The 23,186-nt window shown below is 66.6% G+C and carries 24 protein-coding genes; 15 read left to right on the top strand and 9 right to left on the bottom strand.

Annotated elements, in window-relative coordinates; all coding sequences use genetic code 11:
* Positions 1–271: 271 nt before the first annotated feature.
* A complete protein-coding gene (locus RIF23_RS19450) occupies positions 272–880 on the top strand; it encodes a hypothetical protein (RefSeq protein ID WP_310914059.1) in 609 nt (202 codons plus the stop codon).
* A gap of 800 nt (positions 881–1,680) precedes the next feature.
* A complete protein-coding gene (locus RIF23_RS19445) occupies positions 1,681–2,541 on the top strand; it encodes an AfsR/SARP family transcriptional regulator (RefSeq protein ID WP_310914058.1) in 861 nt (286 codons plus the stop codon).
* A gap of 89 nt (positions 2,542–2,630) precedes the next feature.
* Here the strand turns inward: RIF23_RS19445 and RIF23_RS19440 are convergent, their stop codons facing one another.
* Entirely contained in the window at positions 2,631–3,083 is a 453-nt protein-coding gene (locus tag RIF23_RS19440) for an anthrone oxygenase family protein (RefSeq protein ID WP_310914057.1), read from the bottom strand.
* A 166-nt stretch (positions 3,084–3,249) separates the two neighbouring features.
* Positions 3,250–4,080 (bottom strand): NmrA family NAD(P)-binding protein, encoded by an 831-nt coding sequence (locus RIF23_RS19435; RefSeq protein WP_310914056.1) that lies wholly within the window; start codon positions 4,078–4,080, stop codon positions 3,250–3,252.
* Between the two features lie 318 nt (positions 4,081–4,398).
* On the opposite strand from RIF23_RS19435, the gene RIF23_RS19430 reads away from it, so the two are divergent.
* The 12 genes from RIF23_RS19430 (at position 4,399) to RIF23_RS19375 (ending at position 15,384) form a co-directional block, all read left to right on the top strand.
* Positions 4,399–5,616 (top strand): aminotransferase class I/II-fold pyridoxal phosphate-dependent enzyme, encoded by a 1,218-nt coding sequence (locus RIF23_RS19430; RefSeq protein WP_310914055.1) that lies wholly within the window; start codon positions 4,399–4,401, stop codon positions 5,614–5,616.
* Positions 5,617–5,645: 29 nt separating this feature from the next.
* A complete protein-coding gene (locus tag RIF23_RS19425) occupies positions 5,646–6,884 on the top strand; it encodes a beta-ketoacyl-[acyl-carrier-protein] synthase family protein (RefSeq protein WP_310914054.1) in 1,239 nt (412 codons plus the stop codon).
* Entirely contained in the window at positions 6,881–7,747 is an 867-nt protein-coding gene (locus tag RIF23_RS20885; protein WP_407659512.1) for a MaoC/PaaZ C-terminal domain-containing protein, read from the top strand. The genes RIF23_RS19425 and RIF23_RS20885 overlap by 4 nt, the downstream gene beginning before the upstream one ends.
* Positions 7,744–9,207: an AMP-binding protein gene (locus RIF23_RS19415; RefSeq protein WP_310914053.1), complete on the top strand. Its 1,464-nt coding sequence runs from the start codon at positions 7,744–7,746 to the stop codon at positions 9,205–9,207. The genes RIF23_RS20885 and RIF23_RS19415 overlap by 4 nt, the downstream gene beginning before the upstream one ends.
* A gap of 36 nt (positions 9,208–9,243) precedes the next feature.
* On the top strand, positions 9,244–9,516 hold the full coding sequence (locus RIF23_RS19410) for a phosphopantetheine-binding protein (RefSeq protein WP_310914052.1): 273 nt from the start codon (positions 9,244–9,246) through the stop codon (positions 9,514–9,516).
* Entirely contained in the window at positions 9,509–10,564 is a 1,056-nt protein-coding gene (locus RIF23_RS19405) for a hypothetical protein (RefSeq protein WP_310914050.1), read from the top strand. Before RIF23_RS19410 ends, RIF23_RS19405 begins: the two co-directional genes overlap by 8 nt.
* The gene (gene trpA / locus RIF23_RS19400; protein WP_310914049.1) at positions 10,557–11,369 is read left to right on the top strand and encodes a tryptophan synthase subunit alpha; all 813 of its coding nucleotides are present in this window, start codon (positions 10,557–10,559) and stop codon (positions 11,367–11,369) included. The genes RIF23_RS19405 and trpA overlap by 8 nt, the downstream gene beginning before the upstream one ends.
* The gene (locus tag RIF23_RS19395) at positions 11,366–11,740 is read left to right on the top strand and encodes an ectoine synthase (protein ID WP_310914048.1); all 375 of its coding nucleotides are present in this window, start codon (positions 11,366–11,368) and stop codon (positions 11,738–11,740) included. Before trpA ends, RIF23_RS19395 begins: the two co-directional genes overlap by 4 nt.
* 11 nt (positions 11,741–11,751) lie before the next feature.
* Positions 11,752–12,897 carry an acyl-CoA dehydrogenase family protein gene (locus RIF23_RS19390; RefSeq protein WP_310914047.1) on the top strand — a complete coding sequence of 382 codons (1,146 nt, stop codon included), beginning with the start codon at positions 11,752–11,754 and terminating at the stop codon, positions 12,895–12,897.
* Positions 12,894–13,619, top strand: coding sequence for a phosphoribosylanthranilate isomerase (locus tag RIF23_RS19385; protein WP_310914046.1), 726 nt, complete (start codon positions 12,894–12,896; stop codon positions 13,617–13,619). Before RIF23_RS19390 ends, RIF23_RS19385 begins: the two co-directional genes overlap by 4 nt.
* An 80-nt stretch (positions 13,620–13,699) precedes the next feature.
* Complete coding sequence (locus tag RIF23_RS19380; protein WP_310914045.1) at positions 13,700–14,449, top strand: beta/alpha barrel domain-containing protein; 750 nt, start codon at positions 13,700–13,702, stop codon at positions 14,447–14,449.
* The gene (locus tag RIF23_RS19375) at positions 14,446–15,384 is read left to right on the top strand and encodes an alpha/beta fold hydrolase (protein WP_310914044.1); all 939 of its coding nucleotides are present in this window, start codon (positions 14,446–14,448) and stop codon (positions 15,382–15,384) included. The genes RIF23_RS19380 and RIF23_RS19375 overlap by 4 nt, the downstream gene beginning before the upstream one ends.
* A gap of 37 nt (positions 15,385–15,421) precedes the next feature.
* Here RIF23_RS19375 and RIF23_RS19370 read toward each other — a convergent pair whose 3' ends face one another.
* Complete coding sequence (locus RIF23_RS19370) at positions 15,422–15,904, bottom strand: anthrone oxygenase family protein (RefSeq protein ID WP_310914043.1); 483 nt, start codon at positions 15,902–15,904, stop codon at positions 15,422–15,424.
* A 71-nt stretch (positions 15,905–15,975) separates the two neighbouring features.
* Here RIF23_RS19370 and RIF23_RS19365 point away from each other — a divergent pair, with 71 nt between their 5' ends.
* On the top strand, positions 15,976–16,965 hold the full coding sequence (locus RIF23_RS19365) for an AraC family transcriptional regulator (protein WP_456085746.1): 990 nt from the start codon (positions 15,976–15,978) through the stop codon (positions 16,963–16,965).
* Here RIF23_RS19365 and RIF23_RS19360 read toward each other — a convergent pair.
* The 6 genes from RIF23_RS19360 to RIF23_RS19335 are packed head-to-tail and all read right to left on the bottom strand — an operon-like array spanning position 16,955 to position 23,124.
* The gene (locus RIF23_RS19360) at positions 16,955–17,656 is read right to left on the bottom strand and encodes a 4'-phosphopantetheinyl transferase family protein (RefSeq protein ID WP_310914041.1); all 702 of its coding nucleotides are present in this window, start codon (positions 17,654–17,656) and stop codon (positions 16,955–16,957) included. The genes RIF23_RS19365 and RIF23_RS19360 overlap by 11 nt on opposite strands.
* Entirely contained in the window at positions 17,653–18,534 is an 882-nt protein-coding gene (locus RIF23_RS19355; protein WP_310914040.1) for an alpha/beta fold hydrolase, read from the bottom strand. Before RIF23_RS19355 ends, RIF23_RS19360 begins: the two co-directional genes overlap by 4 nt.
* On the bottom strand, positions 18,531–19,025 hold the full coding sequence (locus tag RIF23_RS19350; RefSeq protein WP_310914039.1) for an SRPBCC family protein: 495 nt from the start codon (positions 19,023–19,025) through the stop codon (positions 18,531–18,533). Before RIF23_RS19350 ends, RIF23_RS19355 begins: the two co-directional genes overlap by 4 nt.
* 58 nt (positions 19,026–19,083) lie before the next feature.
* A complete protein-coding gene (locus tag RIF23_RS19345) occupies positions 19,084–20,613 on the bottom strand; it encodes an FAD-binding protein (protein WP_310914038.1) in 1,530 nt (509 codons plus the stop codon).
* A 20-nt stretch (positions 20,614–20,633) separates the two neighbouring features.
* The gene (locus tag RIF23_RS19340; protein WP_310914037.1) at positions 20,634–22,211 is read right to left on the bottom strand and encodes a flavin-containing monooxygenase; all 1,578 of its coding nucleotides are present in this window, start codon (positions 22,209–22,211) and stop codon (positions 20,634–20,636) included.
* Positions 22,212–22,224: 13 nt separating this feature from the next.
* On the bottom strand, positions 22,225–23,124 hold the full coding sequence (locus tag RIF23_RS19335) for a class I SAM-dependent methyltransferase (protein ID WP_310914036.1): 900 nt from the start codon (positions 23,122–23,124) through the stop codon (positions 22,225–22,227).
* Positions 23,125–23,186 lie beyond the last annotated feature (62 nt).

Genomic DNA, 23,186 nt, shown 5'->3' with positions numbered 1-23,186 from the left:
GGCCCTATGTGGGGGCTGCACAGGGCCAGCAGGCTGGCTACGAATACGGCGGCGTTCTGCGGAAACCGTAGCCGGACACTCCTGCGTCCCGGTGCGGCACCCCCGGCATGTGTCGGATTCGGCCCCAGTACGCACGGTAGCGGTTCGGTGATGCCGGCAGGTCTTCGTCGCCGGCGCGGGCGTGCCGTAATCCACTGGCTGGGTCCGGCGTCGCTACGGCACACTCTCGTCACAACGGACCGGTACGGCACTGTTTCCGGCGGGAGGGCTGATGACGCGACCCGTGGTCGGGCAGCGACTGGGCCGCTGCGCAGAGTGTGGGGAATTCGAGTACGGCGGGGCTCCCAGCTGCGTCACCTGCCGTGGGCTCGTGGACACCATCGTGGAGGGCGAGTGGAGTTCCTTCCTGGGCCGGTGCCGCGCCGGCCCCAAGGATGAGGCCACCTTCGCCGCGCTGGTGACTGACGAGCCGGACCAGCACGACTGGCGGGTTGTGGACGCGGCGCTGGACCGGCTGCGCTGTCCCGAATGTGGTGGGCCGTTGAGTCGTGGCCCGGTGGGGTGCGCCTCCTGTGACCGCGCCCACGGTTTCCGATATGCGGCAATCGAGCGGGACCAGCCGGGGGCTCCGCCCCGCAACGAACATGCGGTCCGGGTGCACGTGTCGGTGGTGCGCCGCCCCGCGGTCACCTCGCAGCGGGAACTGCTGGTGCGGCGCCTGCTGTTGCCGTTCCTGCTGACTGGGGTTCTGCCAAGCACGCAGGAGGCGCAGCGCATCAGCGCCCTGGCCAGGGAGACGTCCGCGGGGCAGCGCGCCCGTGTGGTGGAGCGGGCCATTCTGGAGGTCGCAGCGCGGCATCCCGCCTGGGCGGCGGGGTAGCCACGGAGTTGGCCACCCGGGGGCTGGGAGTACGGTGACGCCGCCATCACGCCCGTACGCGTAACGCCCGCGGGCACTGTCGGCAGGCGTCCCGACCGCGTCGGTCACCATTCGCATCCGGACGGGTGGCTACCCCAGATGCCCTCGGTAACCACGACGCCATGTGATTCACATCCGTCGTGTACGAACAATGACCATGTTTGCGCAGACCGAACAGCGATATTCAGTCAGCTTTTTACCTCTGCTCCCACGACAGCCATGAACAAGCGAAACGAACATCACTAAATAAATTCAATTGACAACAGAGAGTATTTTATTTCTATCCAGAAAAACTATTGATCCGGCATTGCAGTCACCTGTACCCCTAAACAACCTCCAAGCGTCTCATTTATTGCTGCTACCAAGCAGTAGATAGCTAAGGAAATGCTTCCCTATCGACACTGACACCGCTCAGACACAAACATAGGACGAATGTTCACCTCGATCAACATCTTGAAACCCAGAACTGATCATGTAAGATGCGATCTGCATCCCCCCGTGGAGCAACTACTCAAAGGACCTCCAGAAGCCTGCACACGGAGTGTGGTTAATTGATTTCGGAGGGATGGTTGTCTGATTTCTGGCAGCACCCCATAGATTTCCGACATTGACCCCTCTCGAAGAAGGTGAACTTGATGAAAAATCTTCCACCGTAACGAATCATGAACTTCCTCGGAGTCTGAGCAACGGAGCAACGATATTCGCCGACCGTGCACACGGCCGAGGCACACCTCCCCAACGTGGAATCTGGGAAACATTTGATGATCAGACTTTCGGGTTTCGTTGGCATAGAGCTCGCTTCGTCTTCATTCCGTCCCATAACGAGCGCCAATGTCCAGGTCGCATTTGCCAGGCTGGTACTCGAGCGAAACCGGGGAACCGGCCGTGAGCAGCTGGCAGAGGCCGTGTGGCCAGACGGTCCGCCAAATACGTGGACCTCGGCCCTCCGCAGCATCGTCAGTCGAGTACGCACATATCTCAACGAGCTGGACACGCCGGGGCTGGAAACGACCCTGGCCTGCCAAGGAGGGCGCTATGTACTTACTTTTCCTGATGACGTCGTCGTGGATATCGAGAGTGCCGAGCGCTCGATCAGCGATGCCATGGCCAAAATGAAAGATGGGAGGAATGCGGAGGCCTTTCAGAGCTGCGAGGATGTCGCCGCGAAACTGCAAGGCTCCTTCCTTCCGACACACGACGGCGAGTGGGTGAACAGTGTCCGACAGCAGGTGGACTCGCTTCGGCTGTCCGCACTGGAAGTTGCGAGCCTCACCGCAGCGGCCCTGGGCAGAACTCACCGCGCTCTCCAGTACGCCAACGAGGCCATCCGGCAATCGCCGTTCCGGGAGAGCGCACACAGATGCCGCATCACGGCACACGCCATCATGGGGAATCGGGCCGAGGCATTGAGCGCCTACCATGAGCTGCGACTGCTGCTTGCCGAGGAGCTGGGCATCGATCCGGCGCCCGAGGTGCAAGCCGCCTACCTGGACCTGCTCCAGGCCTGCGATGACAGTCTCCGTGCAGCACCCACGCTGGGCGTCCACGGTTCCATCCTGTCGTCGTCGCAACAGGCCGTCCTCGGCCAGCTTGCACCTCCGCACCTTTCCCGTCGTGCCTGACACTGGCTGCCGACAGGAGACACACCGCGTTCCACGTGCTGCTCCGTCGCTCTTCGCCACGGCCCGATGGACAAGCTGGCCGAGCCCCGTCATCGAGCCCTGCCGTGTAGCACCAGCGCCCGGCAGAGCAGCCCAAAGGCAATGGAGCACAGCACGGTCCGTGCGGTGTTGGCGTTCCGCCAGGGTCGCTCGAACCGTTCCCGCAGGTCCCGAAGGTCCTCCGGGCGTGCCGTCGTCGATGCCGGGCCGGCCCGGGCTAACCGGGTATTGAGGGGAATATTCACCCGCGTGGTGACCAGCAGCATTCCCGAGTAACACCCGAGTGCCGCCCACACCAGACGGGCGATCCGATGGTGCCCGATACGGTGGTGCAGAGTCGCGGCCACTCCGGTCGCCAGGAAGGCACCAACGAATACCAAGCCGAACAAGCCGTTCTCGATCGCCCGGTTCACGTCCTGCATCACGGTCACAAACGTCCGGTCGTCACTGCCTTCCAAGCCGGGCATAACGCCCACGTCGAAGGCGAAGTACAGGCCGGCCATGAATCCGACACCGAGCGATGCTCCGATCAGAGCTATACCAGCTCCCGGACCGCCCCTTCCCCTGACCTGATCCGAATCAGGAGTCACACCGGTTTCGCGTCCGGACAGCACCACGTCCCCTTCTCCTTCACCTCGGCCAGAACACCACCTATCGTCGCGTCCCTGGTCAGGGTGTCCACGCCCCAGCGGCGGCCGCCTCCCGAGCAAACTGGGCGAAGTCCTTCGGGGCGCGCCCAAGGGCCTGCTGAACCCCATCCATAAGATGGGCGTTGCGTCCGTCCAGGACCTCGCTGAACAGATCGGCGAGCTCTTCGGGAAGGTCGTTCTCCTTGAGGTAGGCCCGGAACTCCGCGTCGGTGATCCGCACGTACCGGATGGTGCGCCCCGTCACCTGGGACAGTTCGTTGGCGATGTCGTCGAAACTCAACAGACGGGGCCCGGTGAGCTCATAGACCTTGCCGGCGTGCGCACCGTCGGTGAGCGCCGCGACCGCAACGTCGGCGATATCATCGGCGTCAACGAACGGCTCCATTGCGTCACCGGCGGGAACCGCCAGCTCGCCCGCCATGACCGGCGGCTGGAAGAAACTTTCGCTGAAGTTCTGGTTGAACCAGCTACACCGAACAACCGTCCATTCCGCACCCGCCTGCTGCACGGCCTGCTCAGCCGCCAGTGCGCCGTCTTCCCCACGTCCGGACAGCACCACGATCCGGTGGACCCCCTTGTCGACGGCCAGGCGGGACAGCTGGCCGACGATGTCGGCGGCGCCGGGAAATGCGAGATCGGGCTGGAACGCGATGTAGAGGCTGTCGGCCCCGTCCAGAGCGGGCTCCCAGGTGTTCGGGTCCTCCCATGAGAACGGAGGGGTCCCCGAACGTGACCCGACATGCGGCTGGGCACCCCGGGCGATCAGCCGCTCGGTCACTCGCCGGCCGGTCTTCCCAGTGCCTCCGGTAACCAGTGTCTGCCGCGCCTGTGCATTACGTGAGTTCGTCATGGTTCAAGTCAAACCCCGAACGACAGAGACAGACCATAGCCGTGAAGCTCACTTGTATACGCGTTCGTCTCACCCGACCGAAACTCAGGGGATCGCGCGGGTCGGCCCCCACCCTGTGGCGCTCGCGCACGCTCCCACGGAGCCGGCTGCGGGGCATCGATCGCTGCCGTCCCGGAGCGTAGGGAGCTCCCGCTCACCGCGGAGTTTCGCGTTCCTATTGCGCCGGCTTTGCGCAGCCCGTCTTAGGAATGCTGCGAGGCCGGTGCACAACGCGGGCCCAAGAAGGTACCGGCAACGAGCGGATCGGAGGAGTCACGCGTGGATCCAACAGGACCGTGGGCTGCCCTGGAGCCGAAACTGGCCGCGACCAGGAAACGAGTCCAGGAACTCGAGTGGGAGCCGCAGCGCCGAAACAGCTTCGTCCCCTACACGGTGGACCGTGACTCCGCGCACGCCGATGCGGGCGGCCAGCGCTGTCTCATGATGTCGGGGTACAGCTATCTCGGCCTGGGCGGCGACGAACGGGTCATCGACGCTGCTCGGCGAGCACTGTCCGTATACGGAACCGGCTGTCACGGGGTACGGGCACTGGCTGGCACCATTCCGCTACACGAGGAACTGGAGGAGGAAGTCGCCCGGGTCGCCAACCGCGAGGCCGCGATGGTCTTCAGCTCCGGCTATGCCGCCAACGTCGGCACTGTCGGCGGTCTTGTGGGGCCTGGGGACACCGTCTTCATCGACAAGTACGACCACGCCAGCATCGTCGACGGCTGTCGCCTCAGTGGGGCCACGGTGTCCCGCTTCCGTCACAACGATCCGGCCCACCTGGACCGGCGGCTGGCATCCTCCTCCACGCGGGGCGTTCGGTTGGTCATCGTGGACAGCGTCTACTCTATGGACGGAGACATCGCGCCCCTGCCCGAGCTGCGCCGCGTGTGCGACGCGCACAATGCTCTGCTCATGGTCGACGAGGCACATGCTCTCGGTGTCATCGGCGCAACCGGACGCGGGATCGAGGAACATTTCGACAACGCTGTCCCGGTGGACATCAAACTCGGCACCCTGTCCAAGGCCATCCCCTCCATGGGAGGTTGGGTCGCCGGTCATCGCGACCTCATAGCGCATCTGCGCTACGCGGCACGGCCGTTCCTGTTCTCCGCGGCGCTGGCGCCGGCCTCGGCCGCGGCCGGGTTGGAAGCCCTGCGCATCCTGCAACGGGAACCCGAGCGCGTTACACACATCCAGCGAGAGTCCGAACGGCTCCGCGCGAACCTCACCACGGCCGGACTGCGCACCGGAGCGAGTTCCACGGCGGTCATTCCGCTCATCATCGGTTCTGACGAGGCGACGTACGACTATGCAACCGCCTGCCGCCGCGAGGGGGTGATCGGTCTTCCCGTGGTCACTCCCGCCGTACCCAACAATCTGGCACGGCTACGGGTGGCGGTGACCGCGATACACACCAAGGCCGATATCGACACTGCCGCCGAGGCCTTCCGCGCGGCGGCCAATACCTGCCCTGCCCTCGCCGGCTAGTCCACCGTCCACGACGATCTGGGGCCGTCATGCCGTTTTCCTCCAGGGATTCCGTGGTGATCACCGGCTGGGGCGTTGTGACCCCGGCGGGCTGCACTCCGAAGAGCTTGTGGGACCAGCTGTATTCGGGACGATCGACCGCGGCGCCACTCGCCAACCTCGACCCGTCCGGTAACCGCCCGAGCTTCGGCTGTCCGGTACGCGGACTCGAAGAAACGGATGTGGGCGTCTCCGCCAAGGAGGCCCGCAGGACGGATCCCTTCGCTCGCTACGGCGTGACTGCGGCGCTGGGCGCCCACCGCGACGCCGCGTATCCGGAGACCGACCCCGACCGCACCGCCATTGTCATCGGCAATGCTGTCGGTGGCCGGCACACCAGCGACCACGAGTCGCGCCAGTTCACCGAGACCGGCCCCCATCGGGTCAACCCGCTGATGCCGCTGATGACGATGCCCAACGCGGCCGCGGCACGGATTGCGATGCTGCTCGGCTGGCACGGTCCCGCCGTCACCATCGCGACCACATGCTCCAGTGGTGCGGACGCCGTCGGCCACGCCATGCTGCTGTTGCAGACGCACCGTGCCGACGTGGTCATCGCCGGGGGCTGCGAGGCCACCCTGACGCCGGTCACGCTTGCCGGATTCCGCAACCTCAACGCCACTTCCACCCGCTACGACGAGCCTGAGCGGGCCTCCCGTCCCTTCGACGCCACTCGGGACGGGTTTGTCATGGGTGAAGGTGCGGGATGCGTGGTACTAGAGCGGCACTCCGACGCCATGGCTCGTGGGGCTGTTCCCTACGCGGAGGTGGCGGGCTACGCGGCCACCTCCGATGCCCATCATCTGTCGATGCCCGCACCCGGTGGCGCCGGTGCGGCGGCAGCCATGGCCGCCGCTATCCGCGATGCCGAGCTGACTCCCGAAGACATCGTCCATGTGAACGCGCACGGAACGTCCACCCCGCACAACGACCGTGCCGAGGCGGCAGCTTTGGGTGCCGTGTTCGGTGCGGACCCTCCACCGGTCACTGCCCCCAAGGGGGTTCTCGGGCACCTGATCGGCGCCGCGGGCACGGTGGAACTTGTCGCCACGGTCCAAGCCATGTGGCGCTGCGAGGTGCCGCCTACCGCGAACCACGACCGGCTGGAACCGGGATTGGATATCGATGTCGTGCACGGCCAGGCGCGTGCGGTGTCTTCCGGAGCGGCGCTGACGAACTCTTTCGGTTTCGGCGGACACAACTCGGCACTGGTGGTGAGGCCTGCGTGACTGAGAACGCGATTGTGCGGTCAAGCCCGACGTCCTGGAGCATCGAACGTGTGGTCGCGGAGGCTGACATCGCGGACCACCGGGAGGCGCTACGTGCCCACATGTCCCCGCCCGGGCTTCTGGCGTCCCCCACCCTTCCGTTCGTGCTCTCACACCCACTCGCCGACCAGGCGCGACAGCACCTGGCTCCGGAGGGCGCCCCAGCCCCCGTCCCAGTTCATCTTAGCCAGGAGATCCGGCTCCAGGACTCCCTGCGTGCCGGCCAACGGATCCGCACCGGTCTACAGCTCCAGGGTGCCCGGCCGGGAGCGGCTGGGGTCCGCGCGGCGCTGCGCGCCTTCATCACCAGGGAGGACGGGGGCCCCGTCGCCGAGTCGATCACCACCATCCTGCTGTCCGGGGACACCACCATCACTACGGCCTTCGGGGAGCTTCCCCCCGTGCGTCCCCCCGATAGCACCGACTCCGGCGAATCGCCCACGGTCCTCGGCCACCGGTTCGGCCGGGAGTGGACGGGGCGCTATGCGCGGGCCAGCGGGGACGACAACCCCATCCACCTTGACGACGGGGCGGCTCGGGCCGCGGGCTTCGACACGGCCATCGTCCATGGAATGGGACTGGTGGGTGTGGTCTGTGAGGAGGTCATTGACCGGTTCGCCAACGGAGACACTTCCCGGGTGTGCGGGCTGGGCGCTCGTTTTGCGGCTCCCGTGCCGGTGGACGAGGACGTGGACAGCGTGCTGTGTCCGGACGCCACCCGGCGCGTGGTTCGCTTCAGCTGCCGCACGTCCCACCGCACCGCGGTGAAGGGCGGCTGGGTTGAACTCGCCGCCGCCCGAGACACGAAGGGGGGCCAGCGGTGAGGTCAGACCGGACACCCCTGGGCGAACGCATCCTGGACCAGGCTCGGGACCGGCCAGCAGCACCGGCACTCGTGTGGCACGGGCAGGAGACGAGCTACGGGCACCTGCACCACCGGACGCAGGCCCAACGCACCCGGCTGGAACGGGTGGAACCCGAGTTCGATCGTCCCCTCGGGATCTGGGCCGCCAAGTCACCCGAGGCGGTGGCCCTGGTGCTGGCGTGTCTGTGCGACGAACGTCCCTTTCTGCTGCTGCCCACAGACCTACCGTCGGACACCGCCACCGACCTGGCCCGGAAAGCCGGATGCCGCTTCATCCTGCCCGCCACCGGGGATCCGGAGCAGGTCCACACTCCCGAGGAGTGGACCCGGCAGCGGATTCCGGACGGGACGACGTTTATGCTAACCACGTCCGGGTCCACGGGACGCCCGAAGATCGTTCCGTTGGGCGGGGCGGCCGTAGGCCGGTTCATGGACTGGGCTGGGCCGGCGTTCGACCTCGGCCCGGGGACGACGGTGCTCAACCACGCGCCGTTGAGCTTCGACCTGTGCCTGTTCGATATCTGGACGAGCCTAGCCCACGGGGCACGCGTCGTCCTGGTCGACCCCGAGTACGCCGCCCAGGGGCGACACCTGCTCAAGCTGATCGTGACCCATGAGGTGACGGTGATGCAGGCGGTGCCCATGGCCTACGGGCTGCTCCTAGATGCGGCACGAGCTGCGGATACGCCTCTCGCCGGAGTCAGGCACGCGATCGTCACCGGAGATGTGCTTCCGGAACGCACCCACGCGGGTTTGACGTGGCTCCTGCCTCGCGCCCGCGCCCACAACGTGTACGGCTGTACCGAGACCAACGACAGCTTCCGGCACGAAATCACCGGTACGGAAACCCACCGCGACGGGGGGCTGCCGATCGGATCCCCGATCCCCGGAGTCCGGGCACTCGTCCTGGACGACAACGGGGAGGAGGTGACGCACGCCGGAACCGGTGAGCTGTATGTCTGTACCCCGTTCCAGTCGGAAGGCTACCTCGACCGGGGCCTACGAAGCGACGCCTTTCTCAGCCATCCCTTGGGGCGGGACGAACGTCAGTGGTATCGCACCGGCGACCTGGTGCGGCGAGAGGCCGATGGAAGTATACGGCTCCTCGGTCGTGTCGACTTCCAGGTCAAGATTCGCGGCGTCGCGGTCAACCTCGCCGAGGTGGAACGCACCTTGCTCAGTCACCCCGACGTCCTGGAGGCCGGGGTGACTACCGTTCCCGACCCGGTGGCCGGGCGGGCCCTACTCTCCGTCATACGCCGCACCCAGGAATCCGAGCTGACCAGTCTCAGCCTGCGCCGGCACTGCGTCCAACGGCTACCTCGCGCCTTCGTTCCCACGAACTTCCGTGTTCTCGACGAGGCGCTCCCACGCACCTCCACCGGAAAGGTGGACCGTACCGCACTCGATCGCCTCTAGCTCGCCCCTATTGTCATTCATCTCGGAAGGAAACCTATGAGTCACAACGACGCCATCAAGCAGTTCATCATCAGCGAGTTCCTCCCTGACCTCACCACCGATCAGCTCGACGACGACCATGACCTGCTGGCCGACAGCGTCATCGACAGCATCGGTACGTTGAAGCTCATCTCCTGGGTGGAGAACAACTTCGACCTCGCGGTTGAGGACACGGAAATGAACCCAGAGAACTTCCGCACGGTCACGGCGATCTCCGCGTTCATCACCGAACGACGTCAACGGCGGGGCGTGGAGCCGCAGGATGTCTGACGTGCTGCGGAGCCTCGTGTCGGGGGAGCCGCCGGACCGTTCCCACACCTGGCGCCAGGTGTGGGAACGGCTCAACACCCACAACCTGGACCGGGCGTGGGCGGCGGCGCTCCTGTCGACCCTGGCCACTCGGCTGCCCGGCCCGGACGTCCTCCGGCCCCTACTCGACTCCCTGACCGAGCGTCACCACACCGGGGAGGAGCAGTGGCCGGGCACGGTCAACATTGTCGGCACCGGTGGGGGCCCGCACACGGTCAATGTCTCCACTGCGGCTGCGGTTGTCGCGGCCAGCACCGGGGTGCCCGTCGTGAAGACGGGGTCTCGCGCCTACCAGAGTGTCCTTGGTTCCTATGACCTCGTGGAGCAGCTCGGTATCCCGTTAACCGTCTCCCGGGGGCAGACGCACGACGCGTTGGACCAGTGGGGGCTCGCCTTCGCGGGTCCATTCGTCTATCCGTCCGAGCTGTCGCGGCTGGCCCGGCTGCTGGCACCGACAAGTCTGCGACCCTTCGGCCGGTTTCTGAACACGCTCGGCCCGTTCCTATCCAACCTTCCGGTATCGGCCCAGGTAACCGGCGTTTCCACGGAGTTTCCGGTGGACACGGTCCGGGCGTTGGCGGCGGGGGGATGCCCCGACACCGTCTGGATCTGCCACAACGAACTGGGAGCCGACGAACTGCTCGGGTTCGTGGATAACGTCGTTCACGTCAGCGCCCCGCCGAACGAGGACCGGGAGACGGTCATCGCCCGGGGGAGCCTGGTGGCGGCTGAGGGCACCCTCGAGGATCTCGCTCCCGTGGATCCGGATACCGCGGTGCCGCACTTCCTCGACATCCTGGCTGGTCAGACCAACGCCGCGATAGCCCATACGGTCCGGCTCAATGCTGCGGCTCTCGCGGTGGCGTCCGGGCACACCCCCGACTGGCGGGACGCGCTCCGGGCGGCCCGGACCACGATGGAGGGGGGCCAGGCCAGAGCCCTCGTGGAGCGGATGCGTGCCACAGCCCCCTCGGGTGGCCCCACCTCCACGGCGGTGGCACATGCCTGAGTTCTTCGGTTCCGCTGGGCCCGAGCGGCCCGCGTTGACCCTGTTTCTCAATGCGGGGGATCCCCCGCTTCCGGAACTTCACGATCTCGTGTTCATGCTTGACGAGGAGGGAGTCGACTGTCTGGAGCTTGCCGTTCCGTTCCCTGACTCGGTGACCGACGGTCCGGTGGTGCGGGAGTCAGCCCGGCGGGCACTGGCCCGGGGGGTGGGCGTCGAGGACGTGCTTACCGTTGTCGCCCAGGTGCGCCCAAGATTGCGCCAGCTGCGAATCGCCGTGTTGGCCGACTGGGGCCACACGATGCGGCCCCGGGGAATTGCCGCGATGGTTGCCGCGGTCGCAGATTCGGGTGCCGACGCGCTGCTGGCCCACGCCCTGCCGCCCCGGTTGAGCGAGGAGTACTATCGCCGCACAACAGCGGCGGGACTACCCGTCGTCAGTACCTGCTACGCACAGAGCACCCCCGCGACCATGGCAGCGGCCGCTGGCCGGGCCACCGCTTTCCTCTATCTCGTTGCCCGGTACGGACGTAGCGGTACGAGCCCGACCGTGGGCTACTCCTCGCTGGCCGAGACGATAGCCCACCTCAAGACGCTGACCTCGGCACCGGTCGCTGTCGGATTTGGGGTGCGGACCCGACAGGACGTGTGGTCGGTGGCAGCGGCGGGTGCGGACGCCGCGGTGATCGGGTCGGCGGGCGTCACCCACATTGCGCGATCCCAGGAGAAGGGCGGCGATGTTGTCGCCGACTTCCGGGACTTCGTTCGTTCCTGTTCTCCATCTCCTGACCACTGGAGTGCACCATGATCATTCGTGACCTTGCGAACGTCCGAACCGTCGAATGGGGCAACGGTCTGAGCCGACGATTTCTCCTCCAGGAGGACGGGCTGGGCTACAGCCTGACCGACACCATCGTCTGGGCTGGGACGAAGTCCCGACTCGAATACCCCAACCATCTGGAAGCCTGCTACTGCATCGAAGGCTCCGGCCAGGTTGTCGAACTCGACGGCACCTCCCACCCGATCACGGTTGGACGCGTGTACGCCCTGGACCAGCACGATCCCCACTTTCTGATCGCCAGTGAACACGAGGACCTCCGCCTGGTGTGCGTCTTCTCTCCGGCCCTGCGGGGCGACGAGGTCCACAACTTGGACGGACAGACACACTCCACGTACTAAGGAGCGCCCCCATGATCTCCGAAACGGTCGAACAGACCGAGGTGCGCGCGGAGCTGGCCCAGTGCGGCGAGGAGCTCAGTACTGGCCACCTCGCTCGCGACGAGTCCGCCGAATTCGCCTGGGACCAATGGCAGCTACTCCGAAAGGCCCGCCTGTTCGGTCTGCCCTTCGATCCCCAGTGGGGCGGTCGCGGACACTCCCTGCTCACCACCATGCATGCGCTGGAGAGTTTGGGCGAGCACTGCCGCGACTCCGGGCTCAGCTTCTCCGCCACCACAACCATGGCCAGCACCGGAATCCCCCTCCACCGCTTCGGGACTACGGCCCAGCAGGAAAAGTACCTCCCGCGAATCTGCTCCGGAGAGGCGATTGGTGCACATGCCATCACCGAGCCGGACAGTGGCTCCGACGCCCTCGCCATGCACACTCACGCACACCGGGACGGAGACGAGTTCGTCCTGACCGGAAGTAAGACCTTCGTCACCAACGGGCCGGTGGCGGATGTGTTCGTGGTCTACGCGCGTACCCACCCGGATGGTGGGGCGCTTGGCATCACCGCCTTCCTCGTCGACCGGGCCACCCCGGGGCTTGCCGTCGGGCCGGCGCTTCCCAAGATGGGGCTGCGAACCTCCCCCCTGGGTGAACTGTCCTTCGACAACTGTCGGATCCCCTCAGACCAGGTTCTGGGCCGCGTCGGTGGGGGCTTCCTCGTTCTCGACTTCGTCATGCAACGGGAGATCCTGTTGACGTTCGCCGTGACCACCGGGGAGATGCGGCACCGGCTCGCCCGCTGTGTCGAGTACGCACGCACCCGACGGTCCTTCGGGCGTCCGATCGGTTCCCACCAGTCGGTCTCCAATCAGATCGTCGACATGAAGATCCGCACGGAAACGGCCCGCAAGTGGATCTTCGACACCGGGGCGCGCCTTGCCGCCGGGAAAGACGTCACCACGGACCTGGCGATCTCCAAAACCATCGCCAGCGAGAACAACATGGCCACCAGTCTCGCCGCCGTGAACGTGTTCGGCGGACACGGCTACCTGACGGAGCAGGGCCTGGAGAAGGGCGTGCGCGACGCGGTCGGTGGCACGATCTACTCCGGGACGAACGAGATACAGTACAACCGCATCGCCTCGGCGTTGGGACTCAGTCCATGACGCCCGCGCGGGTTGGGAAACGGGCCTCGGACCGGCTCGTCAAGATCTGTGGAGCCACCACCCCGCAGGAGGTGCGCTCGCTGGCCGCCACCGGCGCCGACTGTGTCGGCTTGTGGCACGGGGTCCCCGAGGGCTCGGCGGACCTGTCGGAGCGCGACCTGGTCGCCCTCGCCCGGGCCACATCCGACACCGCCACCCTGGAGCCGGTACTGGTGACCTTCCTCAGCGATGCGGGCAGGCTGGCGTGGCTTGTGGAACGGTCCGGGGTGCGCTGGATCCAGCTGCACGCCTACCAGCCGCCGGGCGTGGTCCAGCGACTGCGTACCGCTCTGCCCGACTGCGTCATCATCAAGGTGCTGCACGTCGCCGACGGTGACTGTCCGGAACTTCCGCTGCTGGACTCCTACACGCGTGCGGGCACCGACCTGTTCCTGATCGACAGAGCGGGGGCGAACGGGCGGCTTGGCAGCACCGGAGAGCAGGTGTCCGACCAGGAGGTCGTTGAGATCGCCGGTCGCCTTTCCCGGCCGTTTCTCCTCGCCGGGGGCGTCACCGCGCACAACCTGACGGACTACACCAAGGTTCTGCGGTGTCCGGGGTTTCGTGGCATCGATGTCGACACCGGCGCACGCGGCCCGGACGGAACCCTGTCAGCCGCTGCCGTCCGGGAACTTGCCCACACCTGGCGTGGCACCGGCCGCACCTGCGTCGAGCGGGGATGACCCGCCACGACGGACCACCCACCATGGAACACCCCGTCCCCGAGTTGTACCGGACCCGGCCATCGTGGAAAGGACGATCGATGCCGCATCGCTTCATCGATGCTCTGTTGAGCGCGGACATTCCGGTGATCGCGGAGATCAAGGCCCGCAGCTCCGAAGGCGGCGACCTTCTGGCACACCGCTCTCCCCAGGACATCGCCGCCCGGTACGATCGGGCGGGCGCCCCGTGTCTCTCCGTAGTAACCGGACGCTGGTTCGGGGGCGGACCGCAGCTGCTTCGGGACGTCGCCGCCGCGACCGAACGGCCGATCCTGCGCAAGGACTTCATCACCAGACGCAAGCACATCACCGAATCGGTGGAGCTGGGGGCCTCGGCCGTACTCGTCACCGCGGGGCTACTTCCGAAGGCCACCCTCCCGTCTCTGGTGAGCGCCTGTCTGGGGAGCGGTCTCACCCCCTTCGTGGAGGTGACCGAGCAGGCCGAGGTGGACCTGGTCCCGCACCCGGACAAATGCGTGATCGCGGTGAACAACAAGAACATTCGCAACCGGGAGCGCGGCGGCGGAGAGCTCGACCGCAGTCTTGGCCTGCTGCCGTCGCTGATCGCTACCGGCACCCCGTGCCCGGTCAGTGCCAGCGCTATCGACAGTCCCGCGACAGCGGCCCGTGTGCTGGACGCCGGCTTCGCGGGACTGCTCGTGGGCACGGCCCTCATGCGGACCACCGCCCCCGAGGACTGGGTTGCGGCGCTTCGGGAGGCCAGGGACAGTTCCGCCGGCGGCCGGACCACGGGGGAGGCCCCCCATCAGATCCTTGGGGGGAACCCGTGACGACTGGTACGCACCCGCGTGCCGCACCCGCGGAGGTGCACGATGTGGTCCTGGACGCCGGCGGGGTGCGGATATCCGGCCTTCTCGCCCAGCCCCGTACCGCCGAGGCGGCCTCATCCCACAGTGTCGTGATCGTGGCGCTGCACGGCCGTGCCACCGGCGCCGGGTACTTCCACGGGCAGGCACACCCCGACCTCTCACTCCTCGATCTCGCCGGAGCTCACGGCTACACGGTCCTGGCACTGGATCGTCCGGGATACGGCCGCTTCGCGGATGACCTGCATGACGGGCAGAGCCTGGCCGAGCAGTCCACCACGCTGCACGGCGTGTTGCGTGCGTTCGCCCGCACCCTGCCGGGGGTTGCCGGGTTCTTCGTGGTCGCCCATTCCTACGGCGGCATGGTCGCCCTGCATCTGGCCGCTGACGACACCGAGAACCGCGTTGTCGGGCTGGACATCTCCGGATGCGGCTTCGGCTACAGCCGAGACGGGCTCCACCCGCCGAACACCTTCGCCGGCGAGATCCGGATGAACTGGGGGCCACTGCAACTCTACCCACCCGAGACGTTCCAGCAGTGCCGGAGGCTGGTCTCTCCGGTGCCGCCGCGGGAGGAGCAGGAGTGGCCACACTGGCCAGATCACTACGCACGGCTCGCGCCGCGGGTTACCGTCCCGGTACGGTTCACCTTCGCCGAACACGAGTTCTGGTGGCTCCTGGACGACGCCACGCTGACAGACATGACCAGCCGCCTATCCGAAGCACCGCTCGTCCGGGTCGACCACCAGGCCGAAGCCGGACACAACATAAGTCTTGGCTGGGCGGCCCCCGAGTACCACAGGGCCGCGTTGGGATTTCTGGCGGAGTGCCGTTCCTGGTTGGAGAACAACGCAGGGGGTTCCTGGGGTGACCGGAATGGCCACACCGCGACTCGATAGTCGTGACGGCCACCCGCGGTGCCCGTGGCGGCGCGCATCAGGCCACCAGCAGCGCCCCGACCATACAGCAGAACGCGGCGATCGACAGCAGCGTCCGGACCAGGTTCCAGCGCACCCAAGGTCCTTCGAACCGCTGCCGGGCCCGAGCCAGCTCCGCCGGGGGATCCGATGCCTGCGTCGCGGCAAGCTCGTTGTTCAATGGGATGTTACGGCCTCGGGTAATCATGATCATCGCGATGTACAGCACCAACGCGGACACAACCGGGAGCAGGGGACGCTGTGCGCCCGCCGCCTGGAGCGCCACTACCGCCGCCGTGGCCACCAGCCCGCCCACAAAGCAGGACACGAACCACACGTTGAGGATCGCCACGTTGATCCGGTTCATGACCTCTACGAACACGCGGTCCTCCACCCGGCGCAGCGCGATCATGACCGAGCATGAATAGGCGTAGAAGAGACCGGCAATCAATCCCGTGGTTACGGTCGAAACAAAAAGCGTGATTACGCGAGCTGTTTCCATGGACAGAGCGCTTCCTTCCGAATTTCCTGGTGCTAGCGGCAAATGGAGGAACACAGTTTATGATCGGTTCTATGGACGCATTGACGGCTCTCTTGGAAGGGCCGAAGGCTCGTGGGGCGTTTCTGCTGCGGTCCGTCTTCAATCCTCCCTGGGCCCTGCGGGTGGAAGACCAGGCCCCGGTCTCCGTGGTCACGGTGGTCCGCGGTGAAGCATGGCTGCTTCCGGCCCACGCCACCCCAGCCCGACTGTCGCCGGGCGACGTGGTCGCGATCCGTGGGCCGGGTCCCTACACCCTGGCCGACAGCCCCGAGACCCCCATCGAGATCACCGTGGGACCCGAGCAGCGGTGTACGACCTCCAGTGGTCGTGATGTCACGGAAAGCATGTCGCTGGGTGTACGTACCTGGGGCGAGAGTCTCCAGGAGGGCTCCACCGTCATCCTCAGTGGCACCTACCAGGCACCGAGCGAGGTCGGCCGGCACCTGTTGGCCTCCATGCCCGAGCTGCTGGTCCAGCCGGCCGGCGTGGGCGGAAGTGAGACGCTGGTCTCGCTGTTGGCGACCGAGTTGAACAAGGAGGAACTGGGCCAGGAGATCATGCTGGACCGCCTGCTGGACCTGCTGTTGGTGAACGTGCTGCGCACCTGGCTTACGGGCAACACCCCGGACACCCCGACCTGGTATCGGGCCCAGAGCGATCCCGTGGTTGGCACGGCCCTGCGTCTGATGCAGGAGGAACCCGCGCGTCCCTGGACCGTGGCCTCCCTCGCCAGTGCGGTAGGGGTTTCCCGAGCCGCGCTCGCTCGACGGTTCAATGCGCTGGTGGGTCAGCCACCAATGGCCTACCTGACCAACTGGCGGCTGACCCTCGCGGTGGACCTGCTGGATCAACCCGACGCTACGGTGGCCACCGTGGCACGCCAGGTCGGCTACGGCAGCGCCTTCGCGTTCAGCACGGCCTTCAAACGCTCCTACGGGGTCAGCCCGCAGGAGTACCGTGGTGGCACCACCGAACTGCCCCAGTCCACAGCGGCCCCACGCACGCTCGTACTCAGCCACTGAGCACGCCAGCAAGCGCCTCGTCCACCACGGTGTCCTCGGTCGCTTCGGTAGCGAGCGTGCACAGCAGGTCCCCGGAGACGAGCCAACGGCCGGCGAGCAGCATGTGGTCCGCCGCGGCCCCGGTGTCGCCGACGACACGGGGCACGCTGGCCGTAAAGATGCCCGACGGGTGCAGGCACACGGCCACGTCCCGAAGTGCCGACCAGCGTCTGGACCGAGGAAACCACGCCTTGTAGGCGGCCTCCTTCGCCGAGAACAGCAGTCGGTCCCAGTACGGGAACGGCTGGGTCTCGTGCAGTGCATTCTGGTGTTCCTGCTCCCCAGGAGACGCCACCATGGACAGGACTCCTTTGGGTAGCGCGGCCGCGGGTTCGGCGTCCAGCCCGACCATTGCCAGGTCCGTCGTGCGCCCCACGACGGCGCCACAGTACCCAGCACAGTGGGTCATACTTCCGACGATGCCTGCCGGCCACCGCGGTGCCCCGCAGTGGCCGGGCAGGATCGGCCCCGGTGGGACACCGAGCGTCTCCAGGGCTCGTCGGGCGCAGTCGCGCACTGTCGCGAACTGGCGGTGTCGACGCGGGGAACGCCCCGCCACGAACGGTAGCTCCTCCGGAAACAGCCCGGCCGAGTCACCGTCGTCGACGGCTTCGGCTCCCACGGCCGCCCGTGGGACCAGCTGCTCGATCACGGTGCGGTGGTCTCGGACTCCCTGCGGGCAGTTAGGCCGGTTACGCTGTCCACGATCTGGTGGGGAGCCTCCAGTGGCAGCATGTGGCCCGTGTCGGGCAGTTCTAGGAACCGCGCGTCCGGAAGGTTTTGGGCTACGGTCCACCCCAGCTTGCTCGGAACGATCCGGTCCACGGAGCCGGAGAGCACCACGGCCGGCACCCGCACCGACGACAGCCGGGGCCGTAGGTCCATCCCCATTGTGGATCCGAAACACGCGGCCCGCACCCGGGGGGTGGTGGCGACGAACATCTGCCGGTTGACATCCAGTACCGTCGGATCCACTCGTTTTCCCATGGTCCGGCGCAGGAACCGCCGGCCAAGCCCGGGGCGGGCGAGCGCGCGGGTGAACAGAGCGCTGCCCATCATGCGGACCTCCCGCTCTGGGGTGTCCTGGCCATGCGCCGCGGTTGCGGCGAGGACAAGCCCGCCTAACCGCGTGTTCGCCTGCTCCGGGACCGTACACACGTGGGTCAGGGCGGCGAAGCCGCCACCCGAGTGGGCCACCAGCACGGCCGGGTCCGTTCCGACGGTCCGGTCCAGCACAATCGCCACGTCCGCGGCGAGCCGTTGTAGACTGATCGGTTCCCGTCCGCCACTGGATAGACCGTGTTCGCGCTGGTCGTAGCAGACAACCCGATGTCCGGATCTCACCAGGCGGTCGGCGACCACCCCCCAGACACGCCGGCTCGCGGCCCAGCCGTGCACCAACACCACGGGGAACGGCTCGTTGGACACTGGGGTGGTGGAGCGGAGCGGCGGGAGGTCGGTGACGGCCAGATCCGCTCCGTCGTCGGTGCGGATCGTGTAGTCGGTGGTGGTGGCTGTGCCTCTGGTCATTGTGAGCGCTCCAGGTGGTCCTGCTCGGCTGCGAGGAGCGTGGCCAGTGCGGCGAAGGCCGCGTGCGCGGCTCGGGAGTGCTCCTGGTCGACCGGCGCAAGCCCGGCGAGGAGCCGCACCCAGCCCCGGGGCCGGGCTTGGAACCGCAGCCCCAACCGGGTGCGAGCCCCGTCTCCGACCGGTTCCAGGGAGAATTCGGCGCTCCCGTGGAAGGCTCCACTAACGTAGGCAAGCTCCAGGTGCGTACCGGGGGTGACGGATGTCGTTCGGGAGAGGAACCGGATCTTGGGGCCACCACGGCCCACGCCCCGGGTGTGGACGGTCCACTGCACCTCCCCGCCCATCTGGTCGGGTGCCCCCGAGCGGACCTCGAAGGTGTTGTAGGGCACCCACCAGCGGCGAGCTCCGCTCAGCTCGTCGACCAGGTGGCTCCACACCGTGGTGGGGGGAGCCGGGATCACCGCTTCGTCCAGCAGGTCATAGGTGCGCATTGGGAGTTACCTCAGGAATCGACGGTGGACCAACGACGGAGGGCGCGGCTCACGTGTTCTACTCACCCTGCTCCTCCTCCGCGGACCCGAGCCGGCCCCAGGGGAAGAAGCCCTGTCCCGGCGTAAGCACGTTCCAGGGGTCGTACCACATCTTCGCGCGCAGGAGGGTGTGCCAGCGCCAGCCGAAGTGCCACTTCCAGTCCCGTGTCGTCATGTCCGGGATTGCCCCGACCAGGTAGCGCTTGCCGCCCATCCGGACCGCCTCGTCGAACAGGTGCCGGTTCTGCTGCATCATCCGCTCGGAGTCGACATCTCCCGGGGGCGGGAACCGCAACAGATCGAAGAGGTAGGTGGTTTCGTCGCGGGGCTGTGCCACCATGGGCCGCGTCGATTTGGAGGTCGGGTACGGGTAGCAGATTGTGAAGCCGGCTCCCAGGTCCTGCGCCGTCACCTCCTGTTGGATGAGCTCCAGGAACTCCTGGGTACGGGAGGCCGGTAGGAAGAGGCTGAGCCAAGGCTTCTGCTGGTCCCAGAACCCGTTCGCCTTGAGGTAGTCCTCGTACTCGTTGAGACGGAACGCATAAGCCCGGTAGGGCATGGTGACGATCTCGGCTTCGGAGCGGTTGTCGTTCAGGTCCGCCAGGAGCTCGTCCCGGTCGGGCTCCTCGTCGGTGAAGTAGGCGACACCCTCCAGCTTGTATCTCCAGCTGGGCTGCCCCTCCTGAGGCACGAGGAGCTCCCCGGCCTGGGCGTCGAAGCGCTCCTCCTCCATGGCCTTCTCCTGGGCCGCCATGTAGGTCTCCAGGTCGTCATAGAACAGGGAGCAGAACAGGACGTATTGGGGGGCCGAGACGAGGTCGACCGTCGCACGGACGATGACGCCGCACTGCCCGCCACCACCGAGCGCGGCGTCGAACAGCGCTGTGTTCTGGGTAGGTGAGGCGGTGACCAGGTCCCCGCGGCCGGTGACGACCTCGAGCGACGTGACCGTATCCACCAGCAGGCCGTACCTGTGCGCGGTTCCGCCGATGCCACCGACACTCAGTGTCCCGCCAACCGACAGGTGCAGGTAGTCGGGAAGGGCTGGCGGGGTCATTCCGTGCTCCAGCGCCGCGTTGGTGAGGTCCGCCCAGGTAACCCCGGCCTCCACCACGGCGGTCCCGTTACCCGGGTCGAGGTTGGTGATCTCGGCGAGCCCTCGAGCATCGATGGCCACACCGCCGGGCACCAGCGCCTGACCGTGGCTGGAATGGGACTCGATGTCGTCGTCTCGGCCGCTGCGTCCGTTCACGGCGACCTTCAGGTTGTGCTCAGCGGCGTACCGCACCACTTTCTGCACGTCGCGCACGGAGCCGGGGCGCAGTACTGCCCAGGGGTCTCCCGTGACGAGGCGACCGAAATCGTGCCCGAAACTGCTGAGGGCGTCGGCGGATGTGGTGAGACTTCCGTCCAACTGGGGCACGGAAGCGACGTCGGTGTCGGCGTGGGCAGGGGCGGTGATCCAGGACCCACGGCTCGCGCTCCAGCCGACAACCAGAGCGGCGGCGATGCCTCCCAGGGCGTTGCGCCTCGACAGCGTGTTACTCACGAGTATATCCCTTTCCGATGCTAGGCGTGGACGGGGGAAGTGGTTCCTGCGATGTCCGAACGGCGCGCGAGCTGATACTCGTTGGGGTTGAATCGTCTGGTCTCTCGGCGGAACCGCCAGGTGTAGGTGGGCCAGATCGACGGGTTGCGCCCCTGCGCGTCGTGGTACCAGCTCGTGCAGCCGCCGGCTGTCCAGACGGTGCCTCGGAGGCGCCTGGCCAGTGTGCTGTTCCATTCCTGCTGGGCGTGTGGGCGAACCTCGACGCTGTCCAGGTCACGGCTGTCCATCAGCCGTAGTGCGTCCAGGACGTAGCGGATCTGTGCCTCGATCATCACGGTCTGAGAGGAGTGGCCGAGGGTCGTGTTGGGGCCCAGCATCATGAACAGGTTCGGGAAACCGGCGACGGTGGTGCCACGGTGTGCCGCGATCCCGTCCCGCTGCCAGACCTGCGACAGCTGCTCACCGTCGCGACCCCAAATGCGGCGGGCTATTGGCTGGTCGGTGGCCTGGAATCCGGTGCCGAGGATGATTGTGTCGACGTCGCGCTGGTGGCCGTCCTGGGTGTGGACGGAGCGCCCCTTTACACTCTTGATGCGGTCGGTTACCAGCTCAACGTTGCTCTGCTGAATGGCGGGATAGTAGGTGTTGGAGAACAACAGTCGCTTACACGCCATCACGTAGTCTGGGGTGAGACGCGCTCGCAGCTGCGGGTCTAGGACGCTCTTGCGCAGATGGTCGCTGGCCATCTTCTGCATCTTGGCCGCGACTCGGGGACGTGCCATGACGAAAGCAAGGATCTCGCGTCCCCACATGTTCCAGTTACGGCGCAGGGACTGGTATCCAGGGAGATTGTGCAGCAGCCAGGACTGCACAGCGGTGGTGGACTTGTCGTTCTTGGGGCCGATCCAGGGTGGGGTGCGCTGGTAGACGTCCAGCCGCTCCACCTGCGGTTGAATCTTGGGGATGAACTGAATCGCGGAGGCACCGGTACCGATGACGGCCACTCGCCTCCCCGACAGGTCGTGGTCGTGGTTCCAGCGCGAGGAGTGGAACATGGTCCCGTCGAAGTCCGCGAGCCCGGGGATGTCCGGAATCGAGGGCTCGCTGAGGTAGCCGCTGCCGGTCACCAGAACCTGGGCTAGATATTCACCCTGCGAGGTCTGCACCCGCCATCGACGGAGGTCACCGTCCCAGTGGGCGGCGAGCATCTCGTGGCCGAAGCGGATGTGGGGGCGCACGCCGAACCGGTCGGCACAGTCGCGCAGGTAGGCGTAGAGCTCTGCCTGATGCCCGAACGTACTCGTCCATCCGGGATTGCGGGCGAAGGAGAAGGAATACAGGTGGGACATGACGTCGCACTGGCACCCCGGATAGGTGTTGTCGCGCCAGGTCCCGCCGACCTCGTCGGCCCGTTCGAAGACCAGGAAGTTCTCGATCCCCTGCTGCACCAGACGAATAGCCATACCGAGCCCGGAGAAGCCACTGCCGATCACGGCAACGCGTAGTTCCCGAGGTCTCGGTCCGGTGTCGCTTCCGTCTGGGGTGGTGCGCACGGCCCCCTCGCCGGAATCGTGGGTCGGGCCAGTAACACTCGTCATGCGGACGGCCTCCTCAGGAACGGTGCTCCAGGGTGATGCGGAAGTTGTTGAAGAACCCGTCTTCGAGCGTGTAGGCGAAGATGTCCAGGTAGCGCTCAAACCGAGCCACCACGTCCTCACCTTCGAGGGCCACCGCCTCGTCTCGGCGCTGGGCCAGGCGCTCCAGCCAGGCACGACACGCTGCGGCAAAGGCCTCACGTTCGTTGACGATTTCCACGACGTGGAAGAGCCCCTCCGTGCCCCAGGTCAACTCGTGCAGGTGGGGAATGTGGCAACCCTCGAACTCCGAACGCTGGAGGAACTTCAGGTCGGAGAGCAGGGCTTGGTTCATCGGCAGCGCCTCGGCTGTCATCGTGTGCAGCACGAACCGAGCCCCTGGACGCAACGCAGTGTGAACCCGCTGGAAGAACGTGTGGTAGCGCTTCCTGCGATCTCGTGGCGGCAGACTGGCGTGCACGAAGTGTTCCAGAGAGTTGATGGAGAAGGCCGCGTCGTAGGGTTGGTCGGGCTCGTGCTCGTCCCAGCTCTCCAGCCGGGTCTGGATACGTGGGTTGTTCAATTCTTCGGTGAAGGTCTGCTGGGTCCGGCTCAACGTGAGCCCGACCCCGTGTCCGGCTCCGTGTCGTCGGGTGAGTCGGTCCAGCAGGGTGCCCCAGCCGCTGCCGATATCGAGCACACGATCGTTCTCGGCGACGCGGGCCAGCTCGGCGAACACGTCCAGTTTGCGTTCCTGAGCCTGGTCCAGCGTGGCCACGAGGTCCGCACCGGGCTCCCAGTAGCCACCGGAATACATCATCGTCGGCCCCAACAGAAGCCGGTAGAAGTCGTTGGCCACTTCATAGTGGTGTCGAATGGCGTAGACCCCGGGGTTGACCGAAATTTCGGTGTCACTGGTTTCCGTGGTGACGTTCATTTCGCGCCTGTCCTCGTGTCTCGTGATGCTCGTGTGGCGGGAGCCCTCCAGGGCCCAGCACA

The organism is Lipingzhangella rawalii (assembly GCF_031628175.1).
In the GTDB taxonomy this organism is placed as follows: domain Bacteria; phylum Actinomycetota; class Actinomycetes; order Streptosporangiales; family Streptosporangiaceae; genus Lipingzhangella_A; species Lipingzhangella_A rawalii.
This window is presented reverse-complemented; position numbering and strand designations above follow the sequence as displayed.

Excerpts from the sequence above, each read along its gene's own strand:
- RIF23_RS19390 (WP_310914047.1), top strand. The coding sequence starts at position 11,752 with ATGATCTCCGAAACGGTCGAACAGACCGAGGTGCGCGCGGAGCTGGCC.
- trpA (WP_310914049.1), top strand. The coding sequence starts at position 10,557 with ATGCCTGAGTTCTTCGGTTCCGCTGGGCCCGAGCGGCCCGCGTTGACC.
- RIF23_RS19440 (WP_310914057.1), bottom strand. The coding sequence starts at position 3,083 with ATGGCCGGCCTGTACTTCGCCTTCGACGTGGGCGTTATGCCCGGCTTG.
- RIF23_RS19435 (WP_310914056.1), bottom strand. The coding sequence starts at position 4,080 with ATGACGAACTCACGTAATGCACAGGCGCGGCAGACACTGGTTACCGGA.
- RIF23_RS19350 (WP_310914039.1), bottom strand. The coding sequence starts at position 19,025 with ATGCGCACCTATGACCTGCTGGACGAAGCGGTGATCCCGGCTCCCCCC.
- RIF23_RS19370 (WP_310914043.1), bottom strand. The coding sequence starts at position 15,904 with ATGGAAACAGCTCGCGTAATCACGCTTTTTGTTTCGACCGTAACCACG.
- RIF23_RS19335 (WP_310914036.1), bottom strand. The coding sequence starts at position 23,124 with ATGAACGTCACCACGGAAACCAGTGACACCGAAATTTCGGTCAACCCC.
- RIF23_RS19445 (WP_310914058.1), top strand. The coding sequence starts at position 1,681 with ATGATCAGACTTTCGGGTTTCGTTGGCATAGAGCTCGCTTCGTCTTCA.
- RIF23_RS19340 (WP_310914037.1), bottom strand. The coding sequence starts at position 22,211 with ATGACGAGTGTTACTGGCCCGACCCACGATTCCGGCGAGGGGGCCGTG.
- RIF23_RS19425 (WP_310914054.1), top strand. The coding sequence starts at position 5,646 with ATGCCGTTTTCCTCCAGGGATTCCGTGGTGATCACCGGCTGGGGCGTT.
- RIF23_RS19355 (WP_310914040.1), bottom strand. The coding sequence starts at position 18,534 with ATGACCAGAGGCACAGCCACCACCACCGACTACACGATCCGCACCGAC.
- RIF23_RS19405 (WP_310914050.1), top strand. The coding sequence starts at position 9,509 with ATGTCTGACGTGCTGCGGAGCCTCGTGTCGGGGGAGCCGCCGGACCGT.
- RIF23_RS19385 (WP_310914046.1), top strand. The coding sequence starts at position 12,894 with ATGACGCCCGCGCGGGTTGGGAAACGGGCCTCGGACCGGCTCGTCAAG.
- RIF23_RS19395 (WP_310914048.1), top strand. The coding sequence starts at position 11,366 with ATGATCATTCGTGACCTTGCGAACGTCCGAACCGTCGAATGGGGCAAC.
- RIF23_RS19450 (WP_310914059.1), top strand. The coding sequence starts at position 272 with ATGACGCGACCCGTGGTCGGGCAGCGACTGGGCCGCTGCGCAGAGTGT.
- RIF23_RS19365 (WP_456085746.1), top strand. The coding sequence starts at position 15,976 with ATGGACGCATTGACGGCTCTCTTGGAAGGGCCGAAGGCTCGTGGGGCG.
- RIF23_RS19410 (WP_310914052.1), top strand. The coding sequence starts at position 9,244 with ATGAGTCACAACGACGCCATCAAGCAGTTCATCATCAGCGAGTTCCTC.
- RIF23_RS19380 (WP_310914045.1), top strand. The coding sequence starts at position 13,700 with ATGCCGCATCGCTTCATCGATGCTCTGTTGAGCGCGGACATTCCGGTG.